The sequence below is a fragment of the uncultured Sphingopyxis sp. genome, from assembly GCF_900078365.1.
Classification (GTDB): Bacteria; Pseudomonadota; Alphaproteobacteria; order Sphingomonadales; family Sphingomonadaceae; genus Sphingopyxis.
In genome coordinates, this window is record NZ_LT598653.1 from 3,759,433 (window position 1) to 3,784,862 (window position 25,430).

Below are 25,430 nucleotides of genomic sequence, written 5' to 3' on the forward strand. Positions count from 1 at the left end.
CTTCGTCGATCCTATGCCCCCTATGCAGCGCGCTCGAAGATCGCGGCGATGCCCTGCCCGCCGCCGATGCACATCGTCTCGAGCCCGTACCGTCCGTCGCGGCGCACCAGTTCGCGCGTCAGATTGGCGAGGATGCGCCCGCCGGTCGCGCCGATCGGGTGGCCGAGCGAGATGCCCGAGCCGTTGGCATTCAAAATCGCGTTCCGGCTGTCGTCGTCCGACCAGCCCCAGCCCTTCAAGACCGCGAGCACCTGCGGCGCGAAGGCTTCGTTGAGCTCGACCAGATCGATGTCGCCCCAGCCGAGGCCGCTGCGCGCGAACAGCCGCTCGACCGCGGGCACCGGCCCGATGCCCATCCGGCTCGGGTCGCAGCCCGCCGCCGCCGAGCTGTGATACCAGGCGATCGGTTCCAATCCGAGTTCATCGAGCTTGTCCTCGGCGACGACGAGGCACGCCGCCGCCGCATCATTCTGCTGGCTCGCATTGCCCGCCGTCACCACCCCGCCTTCGAGCGGACGCAGCTTGCCGAGCGTCTCCATGCTCGCATCGGCGCGATAGCCCTCGTCGTGCGCGAAGACGACCGGATCGCCCTTCTTCTGCGGCACCGCGACCGGCACCAGCTCGTCGTCGAACAGCCCCTTCGCCCACGCCGCCGCCGCGCGCTGATGGCTCCGCACCGCATAGGCATCGGCCGCTTCGCGCGAGATGCCATAATCCTTGGCGAGATTTTCGGCGGTCTCGATCATGCCGGTGATCACCCCGAAACGCTCGACCGGCTGCGACATCACCCGCCCGCGCGTCAGCCGGTCGTGGAGCGTGAGGTTGCCCGCGCGCACGCCCTTGCGAATGTCCGTGCTGTAATGTTCGACGTTCGACATCGATTCGACGCCGCCCGCGACGACGACGTCGGACATGCCCGTCTGCACCATCATCGCGGCGTTGATCACCGCCTGCAAGCCCGAACCGCAGCGGCGGTCGAGCTGATAGCCCGGCACCTCGATCGGCAGCCCCGCGGCGAGCCACGACCAGTGGCCGATGCTCGGCGCCTCGCCATTGCCATAGCCCTGGGAAAAGACGACGTCGTCGACGCGCGCCGGATCGATCTGCGTCCGCTCGACCAGCGCCTTCAGGATCACCGCGCCGAGTTCGCCCGCGGTCATCGACGAAAGCGCGCCCCCGAACTTGCCGACGGCGGTGCGGATCGGGGCGACGATGGCGGCGCGGCGCAGGGTCATATGGTCAATCTCCATTCTTGGCGACGCCGACGATACCGGCATCGATCAGGCGGGCAAGCTCGCCGCTCGAAAGCGACAGCCGCTCGGCCAATATTTCCTCGCTATGCTCGCCGTTGCGGGGCGCGGCGCGCGGCGGCTGGCGCTCCCGATGCGGCAGGGTCGCAAAGGCGCCCGCGGCGGGATAGGCGAAACCGCTGGGATTTTCCGCCGTGCCAAAGATCGGATTGTCCGCGACGAGCGCGGGGTCCTGCACCGCCTCGTACATGGTGCGATAGGGCGAATGGACGATCCCGCCGGCATCGAACGCCGCCGCGAGATCATCATGGTCGCGCGCCGCGATCGCCGCCTCGAACATCGGATAAAGCGCGTCGCGATGCGCGAAGCGCAGCCCGTCGTCGGCCGCGAAGGACACCCCGCGTTCCGCCTCGATTCGCGCAATCCCTTCGCTCAGGTTCAGCGCGGCGATCAGATTCGCCCACTGGCGCGGCGTCACGACCACGATCATCGTGCGCCGTCCGTCGCGCGTCACGAAATCGCGCCCGAACAGGCCATAGACGGCATTGCCGAGCCGCGGCCGGTTTTCGCCCGTATAGAGCATCTCGGCGACCCCGCCCAAATTGGCGACGGTGCCGATCGCGACGTCGGACAGCGGGATCCGCACCTCGCCGCCTTCACCACTCGCGCTCCGTCGCTGGATCGCCGCGAGCAGCGCGAAGGCGGCATAGGCGCCGGTGAGCAGATCCCACGCGGGCAGCACATGATTGACGGGTTCGGGGCCCACACCGGTGAGCATCGGATAACCGACGCTGTTGTTCACCGTATAGTCGAGCGCGGGCGAACCGTCGGCCCAGCCCATCACGCGCACGGTGATCAGGTCGGCGCGCCCTTCGGCGAGCATGTCGTGCGACAGGAAACCGCCGACGGGGAAATTGGTGACGAACTGCCCCGTCGCGCGCACCAGGGCCTGCAAGATCTCGCGCCCCTCAGGCCGCCCGAGATCGAGCGCGACCGACTTTTTCGCGCGGTTGAGATTTTCCCAATAGAGCGAGTCATTGGCCGCGGTCACCGGCCAGCGCCGGAAATCGGGGCCGCCGCCGATCTGGTCGACGCGAATCACTTCGGCGCCCATTTGCGCGCAATAAAGCCCGGCGGTCGGAGAAGCGACGAAGGAAGAGGCCTCGATCACCGACAGGCCGGCCAGCAAGTCGTACATCCGGCGCCTGTCTCCCCAAGGTCCCCGGCCCGAACGGCCGTTCTACGCTATCCGGCACACCCCACGGGACACAAACCCCCGGCCGCCGCCTTCGGAGCCGGTGTTAACAGCCCGCGCCATTCTACGCCAGAGCTTGCTTTCTTACGATATAAGTCTTTATTTTTGCAATATAAAATCGGGACTATGTCAATCCTGGGGCTGCCCCGCGGGTGCCGCCGATCAAGCAACGGCGCGTTGGCATGTCAAACCTTCGGCGCCTCGTCATAAACAAGGCGGAAACCGACATTGCTCGTGCCGAGCCCCGGGTCGCGCCCCTGCCGCGAGGCGGGGCGATAGCGCTGGCAATAATTGGGAGCGCAGAGGTAGCTGCCGCCCTTCACCGTGCGCGACGGCATCCCCGGGTTGAATGGATCATAGGCGTTGTTTTCGCTGGGGCCCTTCGGATTGTCCTTGTCGTCGGGATCGTGGCCGGGCCTGAAGAAGTCGGCGGTCACTTCCCAGACATTGCCGACCATGTCGTAGAGGCCGTTCGCATTGGGCTTGTAACAGCCGACCGGCGCCACGCCTTTGAACCCGTCGCTTTCTTCATTGTAATTGGGAAAGGCGCCCTGCCAGCTGTTCGCCTCCACCGGCTGGACATTCTTCGACCGCTCGCCCGCGCTCGCGGCATATTCCCATTCGGCCTCGGTCGGAATGCGCCCGCCCGCCCATTTGGCATAAGCGACCATATCGTCCCATGCGAGGTGGACGACGGGCTCGTTCGCGATGCTGTCGGGACCGGTCGGGCCATAGGGCTTCTTCCAGTTCGCGCCGGGGACATATTTCCACCAGTCGGCATAATTGTTGGACGGGAAATCGGGCGGGGTGAACACCGCCGAGCCGGCTTTGAGCATGTCGGGCGGGATCTGCTCGACGGGCACCTGGAACTGCTTCGGATCGACCGGCTTTTCGGCGACGGTGACATAGCCGGTCGCATCGACGAACGTCGCGAACTGGCGGTTGGTCACCTCGTGCGGATCGATCCAGAAACCGGCGACCGTCGTCTTTCGCACCGGCCCCTCTTCGTCATAGACGTCGTCCTCGCCCATATCGAACGTGCCGCCCGCAAGCTTCACCGGCGTATCGGCGATGCCCGGGCAGACACGCGCGACCTTCGCGCCCGCCGCCGCCTCGTCCGGTTCGGCGGCATCGTCTCCGCACGCGGTAAGCGCGAGCAGCGAGGCAATCGCGACGAAGGAAAGCGAGGGCATTCGGATCATATCGGGTCTCCACTCGGGAAAGTCTTGATAGATGCCACGCGGCGCCGGTCAATGCCGGCGACCGGCGCGCCCGTTTGCACGACGCGCGGACCATTCGATTCTCAGCCCGATCCCATTCACGATGGAGCAGACGCCGCCGTCTCCGCCCGCAATCAAGCCATGCCCGACGGACCGAAACAGCAGCTAATTGAAATATAAAGGAAATGGCGCACCCGAAGGGATTCGAACCCCTGGCCTCTGCCTTCGGAGGGCAGCGCTCTATCCAGCTGAGCTACGGGTGCTGATAGAGCGCGGCCTCTAGCAAGGGAGCGCCGCGCCAGCAATGGCCTATCGACCGTTGCGCCCGGATATGCGAAGCGGTCCCCGCAAAGAGGACGGGAGCGTTGGTGAAACTATCCGAACAGAGCTGGCCGATGGCGGCCGATCTTTATGGCGAGATGCAGCTCGAGGCGAATCCGCCCGCGCGGCATCGCTGGCGCGATTATCTGCCGGGCAGCCTCGTCACCGCCATCGCCGCGCTCGCCGCCGCGTGGCTTGCCGACCATTATGCCGCGCCGATCGTACTGATGGGACTGCTCATCGGCCTCGCCCTCTCCTTCCTGTCGCAGGACCGGCGCACCCACGCCGGGCTCGACCTGATGTCGCAGACCGCGCTGCGCATCGGCATCGTGCTCGTGGGCGCACGGATCACCGCCGGGCAGCTCGCCGAATTGGGACCGCTGCCCTTCGCGATGCTCCTCGTCATCATGCTCGCGGTGATCGTCGTGACCGTCGCGACCGCCCCGCTGTTCCGACAGGACCGCCACGCCGCTCTGCTCGCGGGCGGCGCGACCGCGATCTGCGGCGCGTCGGCGGCGCTCGCGCTCTGGTCGCTGATCGGCGACCGGCGGATCGACCAGGCGCGTTTCACGCTCACCCTCGTCGGCATCACCGTCGCGAGCGCGCTCGCGATGACGCTCTATCCGGTGCTCGCGGCGCAGCTCGGCCTCAGCGACGCGCAGGCGGGCTTCCTGATCGGCGCATCGATCCACGACGTCGCGCAGGCGATCGGCGGCGGCTTCTCCTTCTCGCAGCCAGCGGGCGAGGTCGCGACGATCGTCAAGCTGACGCGCGTCGCGTTGCTCGCGCCGATGCTGATGCTCGTCGCGCTCTGGCTCGGCCGCGGCGGCGAAGCGGAAGCCAAGCAGCGCATTCCGCTCCGCCTGCCCTGGTTCATCCTCGGCTTCCTCGGCCTTGCCACGATCAATTCGCTGGCCCTGATCCCCGCGCCCGCGCAGGATGCCGCCGCGACCGCCGCGCAGGCGCTGCTCCTCCTCGCGATCGTCGCCACCGCGATGAAGGCGCGACTGCACCTGCTCCTCGATCAGGGATGGCGCAGCTTCGCGCCGATCATCGTCGCGACGCTGACCAGCTTCCTGCTGTCCATGGGCGCCGCGATCAGCCTGTGAGGCCGTGACGTCACGACTGTAAGCCCCTCCTCTGAAGAGGAGGGGGTTTTGGTCGTGTCAACCTTTCGGTAGCGCCCAGCTCACCGTCAGCTGCGTCGCGCGGCGCGGAATGTCGAGCTTCGCCTCGCTGAAATTGACCTTTTCATTGGGCGGCAGCATCCGCACCGGCGGCTTGATCGTCCAGCTGTAGACGATCGTTCCCTGTGCGTCGCGCAGCTCGGCGAGGATCGGCGGCACGCGCTGTTCGCGATCGGTCGGGTTGATGATCACCCCCGACGCCGCGAAATAGATCGTCCCGTCGGCGAGTTCGCGATGATCCTGGTTCGGCGGCAGCTCGATCACCAGGTCGGGCTCGTCGACGCCGCCCGGCAGGCCGAGCCCCTGCGCCCAGCCCGGCAGGCCGAAATACATCAGCCCCGCGGTCGCGGCGATCATCAGCACGGCGGCGCTGGCGGCGATCGCCGTCCAGCGTTTCGCGGGATTGCGTCGCGGGCGGCGGAAGGGCAGCGGCGCGTCGGCGGCAGCGGGCGTCGCGCGCGGCATCGGCTCGGCCGCGGCGGCGAAGGCCGGCGGCGGCGGAGCAGGCTTCGGCGAAGCCTCGGGAATGTCGGAATAGGTCGCTGCGGGAACCGGCGGCACGGCGGGCTCGGCCGCCGGCGCGGGCGTCTCGACCGCTGGAGTGGCCGGCGTTTCAGCCGCCGGAGCGGGCGCCACCGCGGGTTCCTGGAACCAGCTATGGCGGCAATTGGCGCAGCGCACCGTGCGCCCCGTCGGTCCGATCGCCGTATCGGGCACGACATAGCGGGTGTGGCAGGACGGGCAGGCGAGGATCATGGGTCCTTCTAAACACGCTGATTCGCGGCGTTGCAAGCGCCGCGTTCACTCGCGCCTTGTCCTTGGTGGACAGCCGTGCGACAGGCAGGCGGATGAGCGGACCAGCGCCCCTGTTCCTTGGCCCCGTGCCGGCGCATGATCGCGCGCGCGTGACGTCATGACCGACGCATCCCCGGTGCGCCCCGGCGGCGCGATGGTCGAATTCGACGGCGTTGGCCTCCGCTACGGTCCCGATGCCGAAATTCTCTCCGACATCAGCTTCAATCTCCAGCCGGGCAGCTTCTATTTCCTCACCGGCGCATCGGGCGCGGGCAAGACGTCGCTGCTCAAGATGCTCTACCTCGCGCAGCGGCCGAGCCGCGGCATCGTCCGCCTGTTCGGTGAGGATCTGGTCGCGATGCCGCGCCACCGCCTGCCCGGCTTCCGTCGCCGCATCGGCGTCGTGTTTCAGGATTTCCGCCTGATCCCGCATCTGAGCGCGCGCGACAATATCGCGCTGCCGCTGCGCATCGCGGGGGTCAGCGAAGAGGATCTCTCGGGCCCCGTGGGCGAGATGCTGAGCTGGATCGGACTCGGCGACCGCGCCGACGCGCGCCCCGCGACGCTGTCTGGCGGCGAGCAGCAGCGCGTCGCGATCGCGCGCGCGGTGATCGCGCGCCCGCAATTGCTCGTCGCCGACGAGCCGACGGGCAACGTCGACCCCGAGATGGCGATGCGCCTTTTGGGGCTGTTCGAGGCGCTCAATCGCCTCGGCACCACCGTCGTCGTCGCGACGCACGACATCCACCTGATCAGCCGGATCGAAAATGCGCAGATGATGCGGCTCGAAAAGGGCCGCCTTTCCGACCCCACCGGCGCGCTGCGCTATCCGCCGGCGAACCGAGCGTGACGGCGCGCCCATGATCATCCCGCGCGTCCCCGTCCAGCATCGCCGCCTGCTCCCCGATCGTCGGCTGTCGGGGCCGACGCCGTGGGTCGTCGCGATCCTGATGATGCTGACCCTGCTCGCCGCCGCCGCCGGGGTGGGCCTTGCCCGCTCTGCGAACGCGATCGGCGACGCGATCGCCGGGCGCGTCACCGTCCAGATCGTCACCGCCAACCCGGTGACGCGCGCCGAGCAGGCCGCCGCGCTCCGCCGCGCCGCCGCGGCGCAGCCCTTCGTGCGGTCGGCGCGCTCGGTCGAGCGCGAGGAGCTGCAAGCGATGCTCGGCCAATGGTTCGGCAGCGCAGACAGCGACGACCCGGTGCTGAAGTCGCTGCCGCTGCCCGCCCTTGTCGATGTCGATTTCGTCGGCGAGGATCGCGCCGGCCATATGGAAGCGCTCCGCACGCTCGTCGCGCGCGAGGCGCCGGGCGCACGGATCATCCCGCACGCCGAATGGCTGGGGCCGGTCGCGCGGCTGATCCGTTCGCTCGCGTGGATCGCCGGCGCCATGGTGCTGCTGATGACCGCGGCGAGCGCCGCGGTGGTGATCATGACCGCGCGCGCCGCGCTCGGCACCCATTATGCGACGATCGAGATGCTCCACCTGATCGGCGCGACCGACCGCCAGATCACCCGGCTGTTCCAGCGCCGCATCGCGATCGACACCGCTTACGGCATCGCGCTCGGCAGCACCGTCGCCGCGGCGATCCTGCTGCTCATCGGCTGGCAATGGTCGGGGGTCACCGCGGGCCTCGCCGCGACCGCGTCGCTCGGCCCCGCGGGCTGGGCGCTCTTGCTGGCGCTGCCGCTATTGGCTATCGCGCTGGCAGCTCTCACCGCCCGCCAGACCCTGCTCGCGGCGCTCAAGAAGATTCTATGATCAAGCGCCTGATCTCGCTGTTGTTTCTGGCCTGGGTGCTCGGCTTCGCATGGTTCGCGCTGCTGTTGCCGCTGCCCGCCGGTGCGCAGAAGACCGACGGAATCGTCGTGCTGACCGGCGGCCCCGGCCGTATCGACCGCGCGCTCGAACGACTCGAGGCGGGCGACGCCAAGCGCCTTCTCATCAGCGGCGTCGCGCGCGAGGTGAAGCCGCGCGAGCTGGCCGCCGAATATAAGCGCCCGGTTTCGCTGTTCGACTGCTGCATCGCGCTGGGGTTCGAGGCCGAGGATACGCGCTCGAACGCGACCGAGGTCGCGACCTGGGCGCAGCGACGCAAGTACAAGAGCATCCGACTGGTCACCACCGACTGGCACATGCGCCGCGCCGAATATGAAATCGGCCGCGCCGTCGGCGACACGGTGACGATCCTGCCCGACGCGGTGCGCAGCCGGCCCAGTTTCGCGACGCTGTTCCGCGAATATCATAAATATCTCGCGGGGCTGGCGGGCGGGCTGCTGGGCCTCTAAAGCGGGCGCCGATGCGCTACACCATCGCCCTCTTTCGCTCGATCCTCTTCTGGCTGCTGTTCGTGCTGATGAGCAGCATCAGCTCGATCGGCGCGGTGATCTCGCTCCCCGTCTCGCACCATGCGACGATCTGGTTCGTGCGCATCTGGGCGCAGTTCCACCGGCTGATCTGCCGCTTTGTGCTCGGCCAGCGCATCGTCGTCGAGGGCGAGATGCCCGACATTCCCGTGCTTTATGTCTTCAAGCACGAAGGGGCCTTCGAGACGATCGAACAGCCGATGCTGTTCAAACATCCCGCCGTCTTCGCCAAGGAACAGCTTTTCTCGATCCCCGTCTGGGGCCAGGCGGCGCATTTCTACGGTCTGATCCCCGTCGACCGCGACGGCGGCGGCAAGGCGATGCGCGCGATGCTCGGCGCCGCCAAGGCCGCGCTCGCCAAGGAGCGCCCGCTCGTCCTGTTCGCCGAAGGAACGCGCATTCCCCATGGGCTGGCGCCGCCGCTGCGCTCGGGCTTTGCCGGCATCTATCGCCTGCTCGGCGTGCCGGTGATCCCGGTCGCGGTGAACAGCGGCATCGCCTATCCGCCGCGCAAATGGGTCAAATGGCCGGGCACGATCACCTACAAGGTCGGCGAGACCATCCCCCCCGGCCTGCCGCGCGACGAGGCCGAGGAGCGCGTCTGGCGCGCGATCAACGCGCTGAACCCGCCCGAAGCGTTGCTGCAAAACTGACCGTCGCCCCCGCGAAGGCGGGGGCCGCTATCGGCCTTGCGCCACCTTTCGAGCGGCCCCCGCCTTCGCGGGGGCGACGGTCTATTCAATGCTTCCGCCCAAAGTCGGGCGCGGCATCATCCTGCCCCTGTTCGATGATCGATCGCCGGATCGCGCGCGTGCGCGTGAACCAGTCTTCGAGCTTCGCACCGTCGCCGCGGCGGATCGCCTGCTGGAGCACGGTCAGATCCTCGTTGAATCGCTGCAGGGTCGCGAGCACCGCATCCTTGTTGGCGAGGAACACGTCGCGCCACATCACCGGATCGCTCGCCGCGATGCGCGTGAAATCGCGGAAACCGCCCGCCGAATATTTGATCACCTCGCTCTCGGTGACTTCTTCGAGCTCGCTCGCGGTGCCGACGATCGTATAGGCGATGAGGTGCGGCAAATGGCTCGTTACCGCGAGCACCATGTCGTGATGCGCGGCGTCCATCGTCTCGACCCGCGCGCCGAGCGCCTGCCAGAAGCCCGTCACCGCCGCGACCGCCTCTTCAGACGCATCGGCGCCCGGGGTGACGATGCACCAGCGGCCCTCGAACAAGGTCGCGAAGCCCGCCGCGGGGCCGCTGTTCTCGGTCCCCGCGACCGGATGCGCCGGAATGACGGCGTGACCGGGCAGCGCCTTCGCAAGCGCCTCGGCGACCCCCGCCTTCGACGAGCCGACGTCCGAAACGATCGCGCCTGTCTTCAGCCCCGGCGCGATCGCCGCCGCCGCATCGGCCATGCGCCCGACCGGAACCGCGAGGATGACGAAGTCGGCATCGGCCACCGCCGCGGCCGGATCGTCGGCGATCGTGTCGCAGAGGCTCAGCGCGCGCGCCTTTTCGCGCACATTGTCGCTGGCGTCGTGGCCGGTCACCGCCACCTGCGGCAACCGTTCCGCCACCGCGCGCGCGATCGACGAGCCGATCAGCCCCAGCCCGACGATGGCGACGCGCTTTATCGCCATCAGCCGTTCAGCGCCGCGCGGATCGCCGCCGCGAGCCCGCGCGTCTCCTCCGCGGTGCCGATCGTCATGCGCAGCGCGTGGGGCAGCCCCTGCCCCGGCAGCCAGCGGACGATATAGCCCGCCTCCATCAACCGGTTATAGACGGTCTCGGCGCTGACATCGCCCTCGAACAGCACGAGCAGGAAATTGGTCGCCGACGGCACGACGCGCACGCCATGATTGCCGAGGCTTTCGAGCTCGCCCGCCAGCCACGCGCGCCATTCGGCATTATGCTCGCGGCTGTGCGTCACGAATTCCTCGTCGCCGAGCGCCGCGACCGCCGCCGCCTGCCCCGCGCGCGTGACGTTGAACGGCAGGCGGATGCGGTGCAGCGCCGAAATCACCTCGGCGGCGGCATAGCCCCAGCCGATGCGCTCGGCGGCCAGCCCGTGAATCTTCGAGAAGGTGCGCGTGATGAACACGTTCGGCTGCGTTTTCGCGAGTTCGAGCCCGCCGTCATCCTCGGCCTCCGACAGATATTCGCTATAGGCTTGATCGATCACAAACAGGACATTTTTCGGCAGCCCGGCATAGAGCCGCGCGACTTCCTCGCGCGTCGCGAGCGTGCCGGTCGGATTGTTCGGATTGGCGAGATAGACGACGCGCGTCCTGTCGGTCACCGCGGCGAGCAATGCGTCGACGTCGGTCGCATAGTCGCGGTCGTCGGCCTCGACCGGCACCGCGCCGACGCGACGCGCCGCGATCTCGTAGACGGCGAAGCCATAGCGCACATAGAGGATTTCGTCGCCCACCCCGGCATAGGTTCCCGCGGCGAGGTGGAGCAGCTCGTCCGACCCGTTGCCGAACAGCAGGCCGGCCTGCGGCGGAATGCCGAAGGCCTGCCGGACCTCAACCGCTACCCTCCGGGGGCCTGCACGATCAGGTGGATGAGCTCGTCCGACCCGTTGCCGCAGATGATGCGCGCCGGATCGAGCCCGAACTTCGCCGCGATCGCCTCGCGCAGCTCCACCGAGCCCGGATCGGGATAGCGCGACAGCGCGTCGGCCGCGCCCTGCGCCGCCGCGAAGGCCGCGCGCGCTTTCTCGCCGGTTCCGAGCGGATTTTCGTTCGCGGAGAGCTTGATCAGCGGACGCCCGTCGGCGCCGGCCGACTTGCCGGGAACATAGGGAGCAATGCCGCTGATCCACGGCTTGGGCACAAGGGTTTCGGTCGCGTCGGTCATGCCGCGCGGTTTAGCGGCTGTGCGCCCCAAGTCCAGCACGTTGACAGTGCGCCCGCGCCCGCTTAGCCCCACCGCACGATGGCGAGCCTGCTCCACCAGATTCAGCATCAGAGCGTGACGATCGCGAAGCCGCTGCCGCTCGACAGCGGGCAGGCGCTGCCGTCGGTGACGATCGCCTGGCAGAGCTATGGCGCGCTGAACGCCGACAAATCGAACGCGGTGCTGATCTGCCACGCGCTCACCGGCGACCAATATGTCGCGAGCGACCATCCGGCGACGGGCAAACCCGGCTGGTGGGCGCGCATGGTCGGCCCCGGCAAGCCGATCGACACCGACCGTTTCCACGTCATCTGCGCCAATGTGCTCGGCAGCTGCATGGGCACCAGCGGCCCCGCGACCCCCGACACCGCGACCGGCGCGCCGCTGGGCATGCAATTCCCCGTCATCACGATCACCGACATGGTGCGCGCGCAGGCGATGCTGCTCGATCATCTCGGCATTTCGCGCCTCCATGCGGTTGTCGGCGGGTCGATGGGCGGGATGCAGACGCTCGCCTGGGCGGCGACCTATCCCGAGCGGCTCGCCTCGGCGCTCGTCATCGCGAGCGCGGCGCGCCATTCGGCGCCCATCGTGTCGGCGCAACTGCAGGCCGAATCGCCCTTCGGGCTGCTCGGCCAGCCGCTGCGCCGCCCAGGCGGCCGCGGCGCGCCATTCGGCGCAGAATATCGCGTTCCACGAGGTCGGGCGGCAGGCGATCATGGCCGATCCCGACTGGCAAGGCGGCCAATATTACAGCAGCGAGCGCGCGCCCACCAAAGGCCTCGCGGTCGCGCGCATGGCGGCGCACATCACCTATCTCTCCGAGGAAGGGCTGACCGAGAAATTTGGCCGCCGTCTGCAGGCGCGCGACATCAAGAGCTTCGGCTTCGACGCCGATTTCCAGGTCGAATCCTATTTGCGGCATCAGGGTCTCGCCTTCACCGACCGCTTCGACGCCAACGCCTATCTCTATATCACGCGCGCGATGGACTATTTCGACCTCGCCGATCCGCACGACGGTCGCCTCGCGGGCGCCTTCGCCAATGCCAAGGAGGTGCGCTTCACGCTCGTGAGCTTCGACACCGACTGGCTCTATCCGACGTCCGAATCGCGCCGCGTCGTGCAGGCGCTGCAAAGCGTCGGCGCGGCGGCGAGCTTCGTCGAGCTGTCGGCGCCCTTCGGCCACGACAGCTTCCTCCTCGACGTGCCCGCGCTCGACCGGCTCGTCGCCGGCGCGCTCGGATCGGGTTTCTGATGGCGCTGCGCCCCGACCTCGCGATCATCGCCGACGCCGTGCCGTCATCGGCGCGTGTGCTCGATGTCGGCTGCGGCGACGGCGAGCTGATGGTTGCTCTGCAGGGCAAGGGGGTCGACGCGCGCGGGCTCGAAATCGATCCGGCGAACGTCACCGCGGCGATCGCGCGCGGCCAGTCGGTCGTGCAGGGCGACGCCAACCACGACCTCGCCGACTATCCCGACGACGCCTTCGACTATGCGATCCTGTCGCAGACGCTCCAGACCACCGAGCGTCCCGACCGCGTCGTCGACGAACTATTGCGCATCGCGCCGCGCGCCTTCGTCAGCTTTCCCAATTTCGCGCACTGGCGCGTCCGGCTCGCGCTGCTGTGGAACGGCCGGATGCCGGTGACGCGACTGCTGCCCGTCGCCTGGTACGAAACGCCGAACATCCACCATGTCACGGTCAGCGACTTCCGCGAGCTCGTGCGCGCCAAGGGCATCAAGGTCGAGCGCGTCTGGCACCTCTCGGGCGACAAGCCGGCGAGCGACGCCGCCGCCAGCTGGCGCGCCGAGCACGCGATCTTCCTGATCGCGCGCAGTTAATCCTCCCTGCGGCGAAGCCGTGGGGAGGGGGACCGCGCCCGAAGGGCGTGGTGGAGGGGCCGCGACGTCGCGCTATTTGCCCCTCCGTCGGCGCTTCGCGCCGCCACCTCCCCATCGCTCCGCGACAGGGAAGATCCATCAATCCCGCTTCTTCAGCCCGTTCGCGAGCAGATCATTCGCGATCGCCGCGATCTCCGAAATGTCGCTGTCAGTGTCCCAGAGCCCGTAACGCATCCCCAGGAACACGTTCATCCCGCCGATCGCCCAGGCGTGAATCTCGCTGACGTCGCCGCGGATCTCGCCACGCGCCGCGCCCGTCTCCAGCCGCTGGCGCACGCGCGCGACGGTCGTTTCATAGTGGCGGCGATAGCTTGCGTAATCGACGAACTCGGCCTCGTCGATGATGCGGTAGATCTCCTTATGCTCGCGCACGAAGCCGAGATAGGATTCGAGCCCGATGCGCTCGGCGCTGATCTCGTCGGGCGCCGCCTGCACGAGCGGCGTCACATGATCGCGCAATTGCTCGCTCATATAGCGGACGAGCGCCTGAAAGATTTCCTCTTTCGAATCGAAATAGGTGTAGAAGCTGCCGAGCGCCGTGCCCGCGCGGCGCGTGATTGCGCTGATCGACGCCTCGTGAAAACCGCGCTCGCCGAATTCGACCGCCGCCGCATCGAGCAGCTTGCGCAGCGTCCGCCGCCCGCGTTCGGTGCGCGGCGTCTTGTCGCGCGCATCGCCCGCGCCTTCTCCTGTTTCGGTCCGCGGCTGATCCATGGCTGCCTTTCCGTCTCCCCCTCCGTCCGGCTCCGCCTGCATCGTGGCATTTCCGCACCACTGGCAAGCAAAAAACGACGAAGTCCGTTTCCAAATTGAAACTTGGTTCATGTTTCATTATTGGAAGCGGCGCGGCTTGGCAAGCACCGGCCCAAGAAAAGCAGGAAGGGCGGCGAGGGGTCGCCCATCACATGGGAGAGTTTTCATGCGTCCTTTCGTCCGCCCGCTGCACCGTGCCGTCCTCGCCACCAGCGCGCTTTCGATGATCGCCTTCGCCCCGCCCGCGCTCGCGCAGGAGGAGGGCGCCGCCGGCGCCGGCGACGGCGAGATCATCGTCACCGCGCGCCGCCGCGACGAACGGCTGATCGACGTCCCCGTCGCGATCACCGCTTACTCGGGCGAGACGCTCGCAAAGGCGGGCGCGATCGACATCACCGACATCGGCGCGACGACGCCGAACACGACGCTCGAAGTCTCGCGCGGCGCCAATTCGACGCTCAGCGCCTTTATCCGCGGCGTCGGCCAGCAGGACCCGGTGTCGGGCTTCGAGCAGGGCGTCGGCATCTATCTCGACGACGTCTATCTCAACCGCCCGCAGGCCGCGGTGCTCGACATCTACGACGTCGAGCGGATCGAGGTGCTGCGCGGGCCGCAGGGCACGCTCTATGGCCGCAACACGATCGGCGGCGCGGTCAAATATGTGACGAAGCCGTTGCCGCAGGAATTCTCGCTCAAGATCAAGGGCACGCTCGGCACCTATGATCAGGCCGACCTCATCGTCACAGCGAGCGCGCCGCTGAGCGACATCGTCCGTATCGGCGCGTCGGGGGCGCGGCTGTCGCGCGGCGGTTTCGGCGACAATCTCACCACCGGCCTCGAAAATTACAACAAGGACGTCTGGGCGGCGCGCGGCACCGTCGAGCTCGGCGGCTATGGCGAGCCGGTGCTGATCCGCATCTCGGGCGATTATTCGAAGGACAAAAGCAATCCGCGCGGCGGCCACCGCCTGATCCCCAGCCTCGCGACCGACCAGCCGGTGCTCGACGACGTGTTCGACAGTCGCGGCGGGCTCAACGACCCGACGCAGGACATCGAAGCCTATGGTCTCGCGATGAACGTCACCGCCGAGCTCAGCGATACGCTCACGCTGCGCTCGATCAGCGCGTGGCGCAAGGACCGGTCGGCGACCCCGATCGACTTCGACGCGCTGCCCGCGGTCGACGTCGACGTCCCCGGCTTCTATTTCAACGAACAGATCAGCCAGGAATTCCAGCTGCTCTACGAGGGCGACCGGCTGAAGGGCCTGCTCGGCTTCTATTATCTCGACGCGACCGCCGACACGCTGTTCGACGTGCGCATCTTCAACACCTTCGCCGGGCTGACGGCCTTTACCGAGGCCGACGTCGACACCACGACCTTTGCCGTCTTCGGCGACGCGACCTTCGATTTCACCGACCGGCTCAGCCTCTCGATCGGCGGCCGCTATACCTGGGACAAGCGCAGCGCTTCGATCCTGCGGCAGAATTATCTCGGCGGCGGATCGCCCGTCTTCGGCGGCGCCGGGGTGCCCTTCGGTGCGCCGGGCACCGATTTCGAGGGCAGCCGCAACTTCAACAAATTCACCCCGCGCGCCTCGCTGTCGTTCAAGCCGACCCCCGACCACACGCTCTATGCAAGCTATTCGCAGGGCTTCAAGGGCGGCGGCTTCGACCCGCGCGGGGTCGGCGTCAACGCGCCGACCGACAATGCGAACGGCGTCCCGAGCGACGCGGAGGTCGCGGCCTTCCTCAGCTTCCTTCCCGAACAGGTCGACAGCTACGAGGTCGGCTATAAGGGCAGCCTGCTGGACGGCGCGCTGAACGTCGCGCTCGCGGCCTTCTACGCCGACTATACCGACGTCCAGATTCCGGGCTCGGTCGCCTGCACCGTCGACGGCCTGCCCAGCTTCTGCGGCGTCGTGTCGAACGCCGGCAAGGCAACGTTCAAGGGCCTCGAATTCGAAGGCCGTGCGCGGCTCGGCGAGGATCTCGCGGCGGTGGGCGACCGGCTGACGCTGTCGACCGCGCTCGGCTTCATCGACGCGCAGTACAAGGAATATATCACCAACATCCTCGATCCCGACACGGGAGAGAATGTGCCGACCGACGTCGCCGATTATCGCGAAGTGCAGAACACGCCGAAATGGACCGCGAGCGGCACCCTCGCCTATTCGGCGCCGGTCGGCGATGGCGACATCAATTTCGCGACGACGCTGTCCTATCGCAGCAAGACCTATCAGTTCGAGATTCCGAACCCCTATATCGACCAGAAGGGCTTCGCGCTGCTCGACGCCAGCCTCGTCTATACCGCGCCGGGCGACCGCTGGAGCATCGGCCTGTTCGGCAAGAATCTGACCAACAAGAAATACAAGACATCGGGCTATACTTTCGTCGTCGCCGACCCGGAAACCGGCGCCATCCCGACCGGCGCCAATGGCCTGCCGCTCTCGGCGCTTGGCACCGAAGGAACGCTCACCGCCTTCTACGGCAACCCGCGCCAGCTCTTCGTGACCGGCACGGTCAAATTCTGATTTTTCGGACAATATGGGGGAGAAGGGGGCGTCCGTTGCGGCGCCTCTTTTTCTTTTGAGGCAAGTCGGCCAGCAAGCCGCGGCGCACATGACCGTTTTGGCGTGGAGAGCGAACACACCAAAGATTCGTCATTCCCGCGAAAGCGGGAACCCAGTGTGGGATCAACCTACGTGCGCTCTGGGTCCCCGCTTTCGTGGGGATGACGATGTAAGAAACGACAGCTACCGGCCGCCAACCCGCCCTCAACCACCCAGCGGCGGCGCACCTTTTTCAGCCGCCATCCGCTCGTCGTCGATCACGATCGGGCTCGCGACGCCATCGACGAAGGCCCCCGCGGGCCGGAAGCGCATCCCGCGCGCGAGCACCTGCGGATCGGCGAACACGCCCGCCAGATCGTTGATCGGCCCCGCCGGCACACCCTCGGCCTCGAGCGCCACCGACAGCGGCTGCGCTTCCCAGCCCGCGATCTTTGCCGCGAGCAGCGGGATCAGCTCGGCGCGGTTCGCCAGCCGTGCGGCATTGGTCGCAAAGCGCCGATCACCGGCCCAGCCCGGCGCGCCGAGCACCGCGCACAATCTGCCGAACTGCCCATCGTTGCCGACCGCGATCACCAGCTGGCCGTCGGCGGTCGCGAACGCCTGATAGGGCACGACATTGGCGTGGCCGTTGCCCATCCGGCGCGGCGGCACGCCGCTCGCGAGATAATTGGCGGCCTGGTTGGCGAGCACCCCGACCTGGCAATCGAGCAAGGCCATGTCGATATGCGCGCCCGTTCCGGTGACGTCACGACGTCGCAGCGCGGCGAGAATCGCGACGGCCGAATACATGCCCGTGAAGATGTCGGCATAGGCGATTCCGGCCTTTTGCGGCGCGCCGTCGGGCTCGCCGGTCAGCGACATCGCGCCGCCCATCGCCTGAATGATGAAGTCATAGCCCGCGCGGTGCGCATAGGGCCCGGTCTGGCCGAAACCGGTGATCGAACAGACGACCAGCCGCGGAAAGTCGGCGCGGAGCTTCGCCGGGTCGAGGCCGTATTTGGCGAGGCCGCCGACCTTGTAATTCTCGATCACGACATCGGCGCCGGCGATCAACTCGCGTGCCGCGGCCTGCCCCTCGGCGCGCGCGATATCGATCGCCACCCCCGCCTTGCCGCGGTTGGTGCTGTGATAATAAGCCGCGCCCAGATTCTCGCCGTCCGCGCCCCGGATGAAGGGCGGCCCCCAGCTGCGCGTGTCGTCGCCCGCGCCCGGCCGCTCGACCTTGACCACCTCTGCGCCGAGGTCGGCGAGCAATTGCCCGCACCACGGCCCCGCGAGCACCCGCGCCAGTTCGACGACGCGGATGCCTTCGAGCGGCTTAGGCAAAGGCCGAAATGCCCGTGATCGCGCGGCCCAGGATCAGCGCATGGACGTCGTGCGTGCCCTCATAGGTATTCACCGTTTCGAGATTCACCGCGTGGCGGATCACATGATAATCGGCCGAAATGCCGTTGCCGCCGTGCATGTCGCGCGCGACGCGCGCGATGTCGAGCGCCTTGCCACAATTGTTGCGCTTGAGCAGGCTGATCGCGTCGGGAATCAGGCGCCCCTCGTCGATGAGCCGGCCGACACGCAGCGCCGCCTGCGTCCCCAGCGCGATTTCGGTGAGCATGTTGGCGAGCTTCAACTGGACGATCTGGTTCGCCGCGAGCGGCCGCCCGAACTGCTGGCGCTCGAGCGTGTAGTTCCGCGCCGCCTCGTAACAGAATTCGGCCGCGCCCATCGCGCCCCAGCCGATTCCGTAGCGCGCGCGGTTGAGGCAGCCGAACGGCCCCTTGAGCCCCGAGACATGGGGAAGCAGCGCATCCTCGCCGACCTCGACCCCGTCCATCACGATCTCGCCGGTGACCGAGGCGCGCAGGCTGACCTTGCCCTCGATCTTCGGCGCCGACAGCCCCTTCATCCCCTTTTCGAGCAGGAAGCCGCGGATTGCGCCATCGTGCGCTTCCGACTTCGCCCACACGACGAAGACGTCGGCGATCGGCGAATTGGTGATCCACATCTTCGCGCCCTTGAGCCGGTATCCGCCCGCGACCTTTTCGGCGCGCGTGCGCATCCCGCCGGGATCGCTGCCGGCATCGGGTTCGGTGAGGCCGAAACAGCCGACGAGCTCGCCCGCGGTGAGCCCGGGCAGATATTTGCGCTTCTGCTCCTCGCTGCCATAGGCGTTGATCGGGTGGATCACGAGGCTGCTCTGCACCGAACAGGCCGACCGGTACCCCGAATCGATGCGCTCGACCTCGCGCGCGATCAACCCGTAAGAGACGTAGTTGAGTCCCGCGCCGCCATATTCGGGGTCAATCGTCGCGCCGAGCAGGCCGAGCGCGCCCATTTCGGACATGATCTCGCGGTCGAACCGCTCGTCGAGAAAGGCCGAGGTCACGCGCGGCAACAGCGCATCGCTCGCATAGGCGCGCGCCGTGTCGCGCACCATCCGCTCTTCTTCGCTCAGTTCGGCGTCGAGCTGGAGGGGATCGAGCGGGTCGAGCGCCTCGATGCGCTGCGGGTCGGCGAGGGCCATGAAACGGGCTTCCTTAAAAGGGCGGGCAGCCCTTGCGGAATGCGCGCTATGGGGTCTCTGCGGCCGTTTTGCGGGCCAGGGCGGCAGCCGGGCTGTCGCGCGGTTCCAATATCGCCGCCGTCTCGATCAGGTCAAGCGCGCGCCGCGCCTCGTGGTAGCGCCGCGCATCCATCAGCCATTCGCCCGCGACCTCCGCGCCGGGCATCGCCTCGACCTCGGCAATCGCCTGGTCGGCCTGCCCCGCCGCCAGATAGCGCCGCGCGCGGTCGAGCCGTTCGGACGCACGCGGCGACTTGGTTCCCGCCGCGCGCACGACGAACAGCTCGCTCAGTTCGCGGCGCAGCCCGGTCCACAGGCTCCCGCTTCCGTCGCCGTTGCGTCCGACGAGCTGCGGCGCCAGCGCGTCGAGTTCGGTGCGCAGCCTTTCGAGCGTCACCGGGTCGCGCGACGTGTCGATGATCGTCTTGACCGCATTGGGCTGATCGTCGCCGAAACGCAGCCGCAGCTGCGCGTCGAGATAGCCCAGCGACAGCCCGCGATCGAGCGCGCGCCGCACCGCGAAGGCGACGAGCAACCCCTCGGCGCGCGAAGCATTGCCCGAAGCCGATTCGGCCTGGAGCGTGATGCGCGACAGCCGTTGTTCGAGCTCGGCGACGCGCGCCGCGAGCGCATTGGCGCCGTCGACCGGCGCCACCATCAGCGGCGGCGCCTCCGCGTCGCCTTTCGCCCCCGCGCCTGTCAGCAGCGGATTGGCCGCTCCCGCCGGCGCCGCGACCGTCCGCGCCGCGGGCGGCGCATCGATGCCGGCCAGCCAGCGATTCACCGCCCATCCGCCGGCGACGATGCCGATCAGCAGCAGCAGGAAGGCCCCGATGGCGATGGCGCGGAACGATAGGCCCTTCGCCGGGACCGCCCCGTCGGCAGGCGGGGAGGTTTCGAAGCTGTCGATTGCCATGTTTCTCTTTCGAACGACCCTATTTCGCACCCTTGTGCCACAAAGCGCGCGCCTGTGCCAATATTGCGACATCGTCGGGCCGATCCGCCACCGCGACATCGCGCCATCCCTCGCCCGCCGCCGCGGCGGCCTTGGGGCTGATCGCCGCGAGCGACAGATGCGCGCGCGCCGCCCCGACGAGGTCGGAAATGCGCTTTGCCGCGCGCGACGAATGGACGAGCAGGACGGCAGGCGCCGCGGTCAGATCGGCCCATGCCGCGGGCGGGGGCACGGGATCGACGGCGTAGCAGGGCAGCGGCGTGATCGCCGCGCCGCGCGCGTCGAATTCGGACCGGTCGCGACCGCAAAGCCATAATATCGCGCGAATATCCTGTGACGCCATGGCATCAAGAAGCTGTTGCGCGTCGGCCGTGCCGATCCGCGCCACGGTCAGGCCCGCCGCCTCGGCGGCGCGCGCGGTCGCCGCGCCCACGGCATGGACGGGCAGGGAGGCGAGACCGGCAAACTCCGCCCCGCCGAGCCGCGCGGCAAAGGCGCTCGTGAGCAGCAGCGCGTCGAAATCTTCGGCCGCGGGCGCGCGCCACTCGACCGGATGCGCCGCGAACAGCGGCATCGCGTGAACCGCGAACCCCATCGCCCGCGCCCGCCGGACCGTCGCCGCATTGCCCGGCTCGGGCCGCGTGACGATCAGCGGCGGCCCGGCCGTCATACCGCGAACAGCGCCCGGACGCTCTCCGGCGCCTCGGCGAGCAGGCGGCGCGCGAGCGCCGCGGGCGCTCCGGGCCCGGCCACGAGGATATGCCCGGCGGCATGGTCGGCGCCGTCCTCGGAAAAAATCTCGGCATCGAGGCGCAGCGCGCCATCCGCCTGCCAGGAGCCATGCGCCGCGACCGGTGAACGGCAATCGCCGCCGAGCGCCGCGAGAAAGGCGCGCTCGGCCGCGACGGCGCGATGCGTCGGCGCATGGTCGACCGCGGCGAGCAGCGCGACCGCCCCAGCATCATCGGCGCGGCATTCGATCCCGATGGCGCCCTGCGACGCCGCCGGAAGCAGCAGCCCCGCCTCCTGCACCGTTCCGACGTCGTGCATCCCCAGCCGCGTCAGCCCCGCCGCGGCGAGCAGCGTCGCATCGGCCTCGCCCGCCGCGAGCTTCGCGAGCCGCGTCGCGACATTGCCGCGCAGCAACGGGGTTTCGAGATCGGGGCGAATTCGCTTCACCTGCGCCGCGCGGCGCGGGCTGCTCGTGCCGAGCCGCGCGCCCGGCGGCAGCTCGGCGATCGTCGCGGCGCCGATCCCCTCGCGCACAACCAGCCGGTCGCGCGGATCGGCACGCTCGAGCATCGCGCCGAGGAAAAAGCGCGCGTCGCGCAGCGTTTCGACATCCTTCAGCGAATGCACCGCGATGTCGATCGTCCCGGCGTCGAGCGCCGCGTCGAGTTCGCGCGTCCACAGCGCCTTGCCGCCGACCTCGGCGAGCGCGCGGTCCTGGATCCGGTCGCCGGTCGCGGTCATCGGCACGATTTCGAGCGCCTCGGCGGGCACGCCATGGCTGGCGATCAGCGCCGCCATCGCCATATGCGCCTGCGCCATCGCAAGCGGCGAGGCGCGCGTCCCGATGCGCAGCGGGTTTTCGGGGGTGGGAAGTCCATTCATCAGCCGCCTGCTAGCGCGGCTTGCCCTGTCGATAAAGGGGCGGGTAAAGGAACGCGCAACATATGACACTCATCCTTGGCCTTGAATCGAGCTGCGACGAAACCGCGGCGGCGCTCGTCGACAGCGAGCGGCGCATCCTCGCGCAGCGCGTCGCGGGGCAGGAGGCCGAGCATGGCCCCTATGGCGGCGTCGTGCCCGAGATCGCGGCGCGCGCGCATGTCGACCGGCTCGCGCCGATCGTCGAGGGCGTGTTCGCCGATGCCGGAGTTTCGCTCGCCGACGTCGATGCGATCGCCGCGACTGCCGGTCCCGGGCTCATCGGCGGGGTGATGGTCGGGCTCGTCACCGGCAAGGCGCTCGCGCACGCCGCGGGCAAGCCGCTGATCGCGGTCAACCATCTCGAAGGCCATGCGCTGAGCCCACGCCTCGCCGATGAAACCCTCGAATTCCCCTATCTGCTGCTGCTCGTCTCGGGCGGCCATTGCCAGCTGCTGCTCGTGCGCGGCGTCGGCGACTACCGCCGCCTCGCCACCACGATCGACGATGCCGCGGGCGAGGCGTTCGACAAGACCGCGAAGCTGCTCGGGCTCGGCTATCCCGGCGGCCCCGCGGTCGAGCGCGTCGCGCAGAACGGCGACCCGCGCGCGGTGCCGCTCCCCCGTCCGCTCGTGGGCAGCGCCGAGCCTCATTTCTCCTTCGCCGGGCTCAAGAGCGCCGTCGCGCGCGCCGCGGCGAGCGGAGAGCACAGCGTCCCCGATCTCGCAGCGTCGTTCCAGCAGGCCGTCGTCGACTGCCTCGTCGACCGCAGCCGCATCGCGCTCGCCGCCTGTCCCGAGGCGACCGCTTTCGTCGTCGCCGGCGGCGTCGCGGCGAACGGCACGATCCGCACCGCGCTCACCGATCTCGCCGACCGCTTCGACAAGGGTTTCGTCGCGCCGCCGCTCTGGCTCTGCACCGACAATGGCGCGATGATCGCATGGGCGGGCGCCGAACGCTTCGCCGCCGGCCTCACCGACCCGCTCGACGCGCCTGCGCGCCCGCGCTGGCCGCTCGATCCCGATGCCGAGGCGGTGCGCGGCGCCGGAGTAAAAGCATGACTCGTGAAAGCATGACGTCATACAAGCGATTCGGCGTCGTCGGCGGCGGCGCCTGGGGCACCGCGCTCGCGCAGCTGCTCGCCGCCGACGGCGCGCCGGTACGCCTGTGGGCGCGCGAAGACGATGTGGTTACCGCGATCAACGCCGAACACCGCAATCCGGCCTTCCTCCCCGGCGCGGCCCTTTCGCCTTCGCTGACCGCGACCGGCGACCTCGCCGACATGGCCGATCTCGACGCGCTGCTGATCGTCGTCCCGGTCCCCTTCCTGCGCGCCGTGCTCGCCGACCTGCCGCCCGGCGACGCCCCGCTGATCTTCTGCAGCAAGGGCATGGAGGCGGGCAGCTTCGCCTTCCCGATCGATATGGCGCAGGATCTCGCGCCGCAGCGCCCGCATGCGGTGCTCTCGGGCCCGACCTTCGCGCACGAGGTTGCCGCGGGGCTCCCCACCGCGATCACGCTCGCCGCCGCCGACGCGGACGTCGCCGCGGGACTCGCGCAAGCACTCGCGCGCCCGCATTTCCGCCCCTATGTCTCGACCGACATGATCGGGGCGGAGATCGGCGGCGCGGTCAAGAATATCCTCGCGATCGCGTGCGGCATCGTCGACGGCGCCGGGCTCGGGCTCAACGCGCGCGCCGCGCTGATCAGCCGCGGCTTCGCCGAAATGGCGCGCTTCGGTCTCGCGCGCGGCGCGCAGGCCGAAACGCTCGCGGGCCTCGCGGGGCTCGGCGACCTCGTCCTCACCTGCACCTCGTCCAATTCGCGCAATTTCGCGCTCGGTCAGGGACTCGGCCGCGGCGAAGCGGCGGAGACGCTGATGGCCGACCGCCGCACCGTCGCGGAGGGCGCGTTCAGCGCGCCGGTCGTCGCCGCCGCCGCGCGCGCCGACGGCATCGACATGCCGATCACCGAGACGGTCGCGCGCCTCGTCGCCGGCGAGGTGCGCGTCGCCGACGCCATTCAGGCCCTGCTCAGCCGCCCGCTGCGGCCCGAAGGGCGATGAACGACCGCACACAATTGCCTGCTCCCTCGGGCCGCGCTAGACTGCGCATCGGGGTAAAGCAGAAGGGGCGCCAGGCTTGAGCCAAACCGACAGCGCGGCTGCGCCTCCATCACCCAATTCTTCGCCCGACGAACCCTCGCGCGATGCCGACACGGCGGCGCTCGCCAAGGGCGGGCGCACCAATTTCTTCGGCTTCATCCTCCGCCTCGTCGCGCGCCTGCCCTTCCTCTATGTGGCGGGCCGCTGGTACGGGCCCGAGGCGGTCGGCCGCTTCGCCTTTGCCGTGCTCGTCATCGAACTCGTCGCGCAGCTCGCGACGCTGGGCCTGAAACGCGGCCTTGCCGAGCAATTGAGCGCGGAGGGCGCCGACCAGCGCATCACCGTTTGGGACGGCATGTTCGTCGCCTTCATCGTCTCGGCGGCGGGATCGGCGCTGCTCTTCCTGTTCCCGCAACTGATGTATCCGGCGGGCGACATCGACAGCGCCGATCGCTGGATGGCGCTGCTCGTCTTCGTGATCGCGGGCACCGACATCGCGCTTGCCGCCTGCGCCTATAAGTTCGACGTCGGCGCGACGGTGCGTGCGCGCGCGATCGTCGAACCCTGGGTGATCAGCGCCGCCGCGGCGGGTTTCTGGTTCGTTTCGGTGCGCGACGGGCTGATGCTCTCCTACGCCGCCGCGATGGTCGGCGCCTTCCTCACCGCATTGATCCCGATGATCCGCCATTATGGCGGCCCTGGCGTATGGCGCCCGCATCCGGCGCATCTGATCCTGCTCGCGCGGCGCAACGCCCCGCTCGCCGCCGCCGATGCGATCGAATGGGGGACGCGCCGCCTCGACCTCTTCATCCTCGGCCAGTTCACGTCGCCGACGATTTACGGCATCTATTATATGGCGCAGCAGGTCGCCTCGCTGCCGCAAAAGCTGAAGACGAGCTTCGAGCCGATCCTCGGGCCGGTGATCACGCGCAACCTCGCCGAAAAGCGGCTCGGCGCCGTGGCGGCGCAGGTCAGCCAGGTCGGCTTCTGGATCATCGCCGCGCAGGCCGGGGTCGCGCTCGCGCTCGGCATTCCGGGCGAAGCCGTGATGGGCCTCGTCGGCCCCGAATTCGTCAGCGGCACCGCCGCGCTCGCCTTCCTGCTCGCCGCCGAAGTCGTCGCCGCGACCGCCGTCGTCAGCGAAGCCGCGCTCGTCTATGTCGCGCGCCACCGCAACCTGCTCATCAGCATGGCGACGCTGGCGCTCCAGGCGATCCTCAGCGTCGCATTCATCCTCGTCGCGCAGTCGATGGGGTGGCCGCCCATCTATTATGCCGCGGCGGTCGCGCTCGCGCTGATGCTCGCGCTCGGTTTCGCCTCGCTGGTCAAGGCGCGGCTGCTCGCGCATATCCTCGGCGCGCCGGTGAACAGCCTGCGTTGGGCGCTCGTCTGGGCAATGGCGGGCGCCGCAGTGCTCGGCTGGGGCGCGACGCAGCTGCCCGAATGGGCCGAACTGCTGATCGGCGTGCCCTTCATCCTCGGCATCTACGGCTGGCTGATCTGGACCCGCGGTTTCGGCCCCGCCGACCGCGAATTGTTCCGCAAGCATCCCGATCCGGCGACGGCGACGTAACGGTAGAGCCATCGCCAATGACAAGCCGTCGCCCCCGCGAAGGCGGGGGCCGCTGGAGAGGTG

Annotated in this window: 21 protein-coding genes, 1 tRNA gene and 2 pseudogenes; 11 read left to right on the forward strand and 13 right to left on the reverse strand. The window is 68.8% G+C overall.

Annotation, left to right across the window (positions count from 1 at the left end):
• Window positions 1-20 precede the first annotated feature (20 nt).
• From QZL87_RS17440 to QZL87_RS17455, 4 genes are all read right to left on the reverse strand, one after another.
• On the reverse strand, window positions 21-1,235 hold the full coding sequence (locus QZL87_RS17440; protein WP_295321662.1) for an acetyl-CoA C-acetyltransferase: 1,215 nt from the start codon (window positions 1,233-1,235) through the stop codon (window positions 21-23).
• A gap of 4 nt (window positions 1,236-1,239) precedes the next feature.
• Window positions 1,240-2,448, reverse strand: coding sequence for a CoA transferase (locus tag QZL87_RS17445; RefSeq protein ID WP_295321663.1), 1,209 nt, complete (start codon window positions 2,446-2,448; stop codon window positions 1,240-1,242).
• Window positions 2,449-2,690: 242 nt separating this feature from the next.
• Entirely contained in the window at window positions 2,691-3,707 is a 1,017-nt protein-coding gene (locus QZL87_RS17450; protein ID WP_295321664.1) for a formylglycine-generating enzyme family protein, read from the reverse strand.
• 204 nt (window positions 3,708-3,911) lie between these two features.
• Window positions 3,912-3,988: transfer RNA gene (locus QZL87_RS17455), tRNA-Arg, on the reverse strand.
• A 105-nt stretch (window positions 3,989-4,093) separates the two neighbouring features.
• Here QZL87_RS17455 and QZL87_RS17460 point away from each other — a divergent pair.
• Complete coding sequence (locus tag QZL87_RS17460) at window positions 4,094-5,155, forward strand: putative sulfate exporter family transporter (RefSeq protein ID WP_295321665.1); 1,062 nt, start codon at window positions 4,094-4,096, stop codon at window positions 5,153-5,155.
• A 57-nt stretch (window positions 5,156-5,212) separates the two neighbouring features.
• Here QZL87_RS17460 and QZL87_RS17465 read toward each other — a convergent pair whose 3' ends face one another.
• Window positions 5,213-5,989: a zinc-ribbon domain-containing protein gene (locus QZL87_RS17465; RefSeq protein ID WP_295321666.1), complete on the reverse strand. Its 777-nt coding sequence runs from the start codon at window positions 5,987-5,989 to the stop codon at window positions 5,213-5,215.
• 157 nt (window positions 5,990-6,146) lie between these two features.
• On the opposite strand from QZL87_RS17465, the gene ftsE reads away from it, so the two are divergent.
• From ftsE to QZL87_RS17485, 4 genes are read left to right on the forward strand one after another with little or no spacing between them, the layout of a single operon-like run.
• Window positions 6,147-6,878 (forward strand): cell division ATP-binding protein FtsE, encoded by a 732-nt coding sequence (gene ftsE, locus QZL87_RS17470; protein ID WP_295321667.1) that lies wholly within the window; start codon window positions 6,147-6,149, stop codon window positions 6,876-6,878.
• A gap of 10 nt (window positions 6,879-6,888) precedes the next feature.
• A complete protein-coding gene (locus tag QZL87_RS17475) occupies window positions 6,889-7,794 on the forward strand; it encodes a cell division protein (protein WP_295321668.1) in 906 nt (301 codons plus the stop codon).
• The gene (locus QZL87_RS17480) at window positions 7,791-8,321 is read left to right on the forward strand and encodes a YdcF family protein (protein ID WP_295321669.1); all 531 of its coding nucleotides are present in this window, start codon (window positions 7,791-7,793) and stop codon (window positions 8,319-8,321) included. Before QZL87_RS17475 ends, QZL87_RS17480 begins: the two co-directional genes overlap by 4 nt.
• An 11-nt stretch (window positions 8,322-8,332) precedes the next feature.
• Window positions 8,333-9,052 carry a 1-acyl-sn-glycerol-3-phosphate acyltransferase gene (locus tag QZL87_RS17485; protein ID WP_295321670.1) on the forward strand — a complete coding sequence of 240 codons (720 nt, stop codon included), beginning with the start codon at window positions 8,333-8,335 and terminating at the stop codon, window positions 9,050-9,052.
• An 85-nt stretch (window positions 9,053-9,137) separates the two neighbouring features.
• Here QZL87_RS17485 and QZL87_RS17490 read toward each other — a convergent pair whose 3' ends face one another.
• Entirely contained in the window at window positions 9,138-10,043 is a 906-nt protein-coding gene (locus tag QZL87_RS17490; protein WP_295327013.1) for a prephenate/arogenate dehydrogenase family protein, read from the reverse strand.
• Window positions 10,040-11,262: pseudogene (locus tag QZL87_RS17495) on the reverse strand (histidinol-phosphate transaminase). Before QZL87_RS17495 ends, QZL87_RS17490 begins: the two are co-directional and overlap by 4 nt.
• A 78-nt stretch (window positions 11,263-11,340) precedes the next feature.
• On the opposite strand from QZL87_RS17495, the pseudogene QZL87_RS17500 reads away from it, so the two are divergent.
• Together QZL87_RS17500 and metW are read left to right on the forward strand one after the other, a co-directional pair.
• Window positions 11,341-12,556, forward strand: a pseudogene (locus QZL87_RS17500) (homoserine O-acetyltransferase).
• Window positions 12,556-13,143, forward strand: a complete 588-nt coding sequence (gene metW, locus QZL87_RS17505; protein ID WP_295321671.1) for a methionine biosynthesis protein MetW — start codon at window positions 12,556-12,558, stop codon at window positions 13,141-13,143. The pseudogene QZL87_RS17500 and the gene metW overlap by 1 nt, the downstream one beginning before the upstream one ends.
• Window positions 13,144-13,281: 138 nt before the next feature.
• On the opposite strand, the gene QZL87_RS17510 is transcribed toward metW, so the two are convergent.
• Window positions 13,282-13,917, reverse strand: coding sequence for a TetR/AcrR family transcriptional regulator (locus QZL87_RS17510; RefSeq protein ID WP_295321672.1), 636 nt, complete (start codon window positions 13,915-13,917; stop codon window positions 13,282-13,284).
• Between the two features lie 205 nt (window positions 13,918-14,122).
• Between QZL87_RS17510 and QZL87_RS17515 the strand changes: the two genes are divergently transcribed.
• Complete coding sequence (locus QZL87_RS17515; RefSeq protein ID WP_295321673.1) at window positions 14,123-16,486, forward strand: TonB-dependent receptor; 2,364 nt, start codon at window positions 14,123-14,125, stop codon at window positions 16,484-16,486.
• A gap of 243 nt (window positions 16,487-16,729) precedes the next feature.
• Here the strand turns inward: QZL87_RS17515 and QZL87_RS17520 are convergent, their stop codons facing one another.
• Genes QZL87_RS17520 through hemC form a run of 5 tightly spaced genes read right to left on the reverse strand, consistent with a single transcriptional unit; the run spans window position 16,730 to window position 21,654 of the window.
• On the reverse strand, window positions 16,730-17,851 hold the full coding sequence (locus QZL87_RS17520; protein WP_295321674.1) for a CaiB/BaiF CoA-transferase family protein: 1,122 nt from the start codon (window positions 17,849-17,851) through the stop codon (window positions 16,730-16,732).
• Window positions 17,844-19,046, reverse strand: coding sequence for an acyl-CoA dehydrogenase (locus tag QZL87_RS17525; protein WP_295321675.1), 1,203 nt, complete (start codon window positions 19,044-19,046; stop codon window positions 17,844-17,846). Before QZL87_RS17525 ends, QZL87_RS17520 begins: the two co-directional genes overlap by 8 nt.
• Before the next feature lie 46 nt (window positions 19,047-19,092).
• A complete protein-coding gene (locus tag QZL87_RS17530) occupies window positions 19,093-20,001 on the reverse strand; it encodes a mitofilin family membrane protein (RefSeq protein WP_295321676.1) in 909 nt (302 codons plus the stop codon).
• 19 nt (window positions 20,002-20,020) lie between these two features.
• A complete protein-coding gene (locus QZL87_RS17535) occupies window positions 20,021-20,710 on the reverse strand; it encodes a uroporphyrinogen-III synthase (RefSeq protein WP_295321677.1) in 690 nt (229 codons plus the stop codon).
• Complete coding sequence (gene hemC, locus QZL87_RS17540) at window positions 20,707-21,654, reverse strand: hydroxymethylbilane synthase (protein WP_295321678.1); 948 nt, start codon at window positions 21,652-21,654, stop codon at window positions 20,707-20,709. Before hemC ends, QZL87_RS17535 begins: the two co-directional genes overlap by 4 nt.
• A 62-nt stretch (window positions 21,655-21,716) precedes the next feature.
• On the opposite strand from hemC, the gene tsaD reads away from it, so the two are divergent.
• The 3 genes from tsaD to QZL87_RS17555 all read left to right on the forward strand — a co-directional run bounded on the left by tsaD (window position 21,717) and on the right by QZL87_RS17555 (window position 25,367).
• The gene (gene tsaD, locus QZL87_RS17545; RefSeq protein ID WP_295321679.1) at window positions 21,717-22,751 is read left to right on the forward strand and encodes a tRNA (adenosine(37)-N6)-threonylcarbamoyltransferase complex transferase subunit TsaD; all 1,035 of its coding nucleotides are present in this window, start codon (window positions 21,717-21,719) and stop codon (window positions 22,749-22,751) included.
• An 11-nt stretch (window positions 22,752-22,762) separates the two neighbouring features.
• Window positions 22,763-23,755 carry an NAD(P)H-dependent glycerol-3-phosphate dehydrogenase gene (locus tag QZL87_RS17550; RefSeq protein ID WP_295327021.1) on the forward strand — a complete coding sequence of 331 codons (993 nt, stop codon included), beginning with the start codon at window positions 22,763-22,765 and terminating at the stop codon, window positions 23,753-23,755.
• 76 nt (window positions 23,756-23,831) lie between these two features.
• Window positions 23,832-25,367 carry a lipopolysaccharide biosynthesis protein gene (locus QZL87_RS17555; RefSeq protein WP_295321680.1) on the forward strand — a complete coding sequence of 512 codons (1,536 nt, stop codon included), beginning with the start codon at window positions 23,832-23,834 and terminating at the stop codon, window positions 25,365-25,367.
• Window positions 25,368-25,430: the final 63 nt, after the last annotated feature.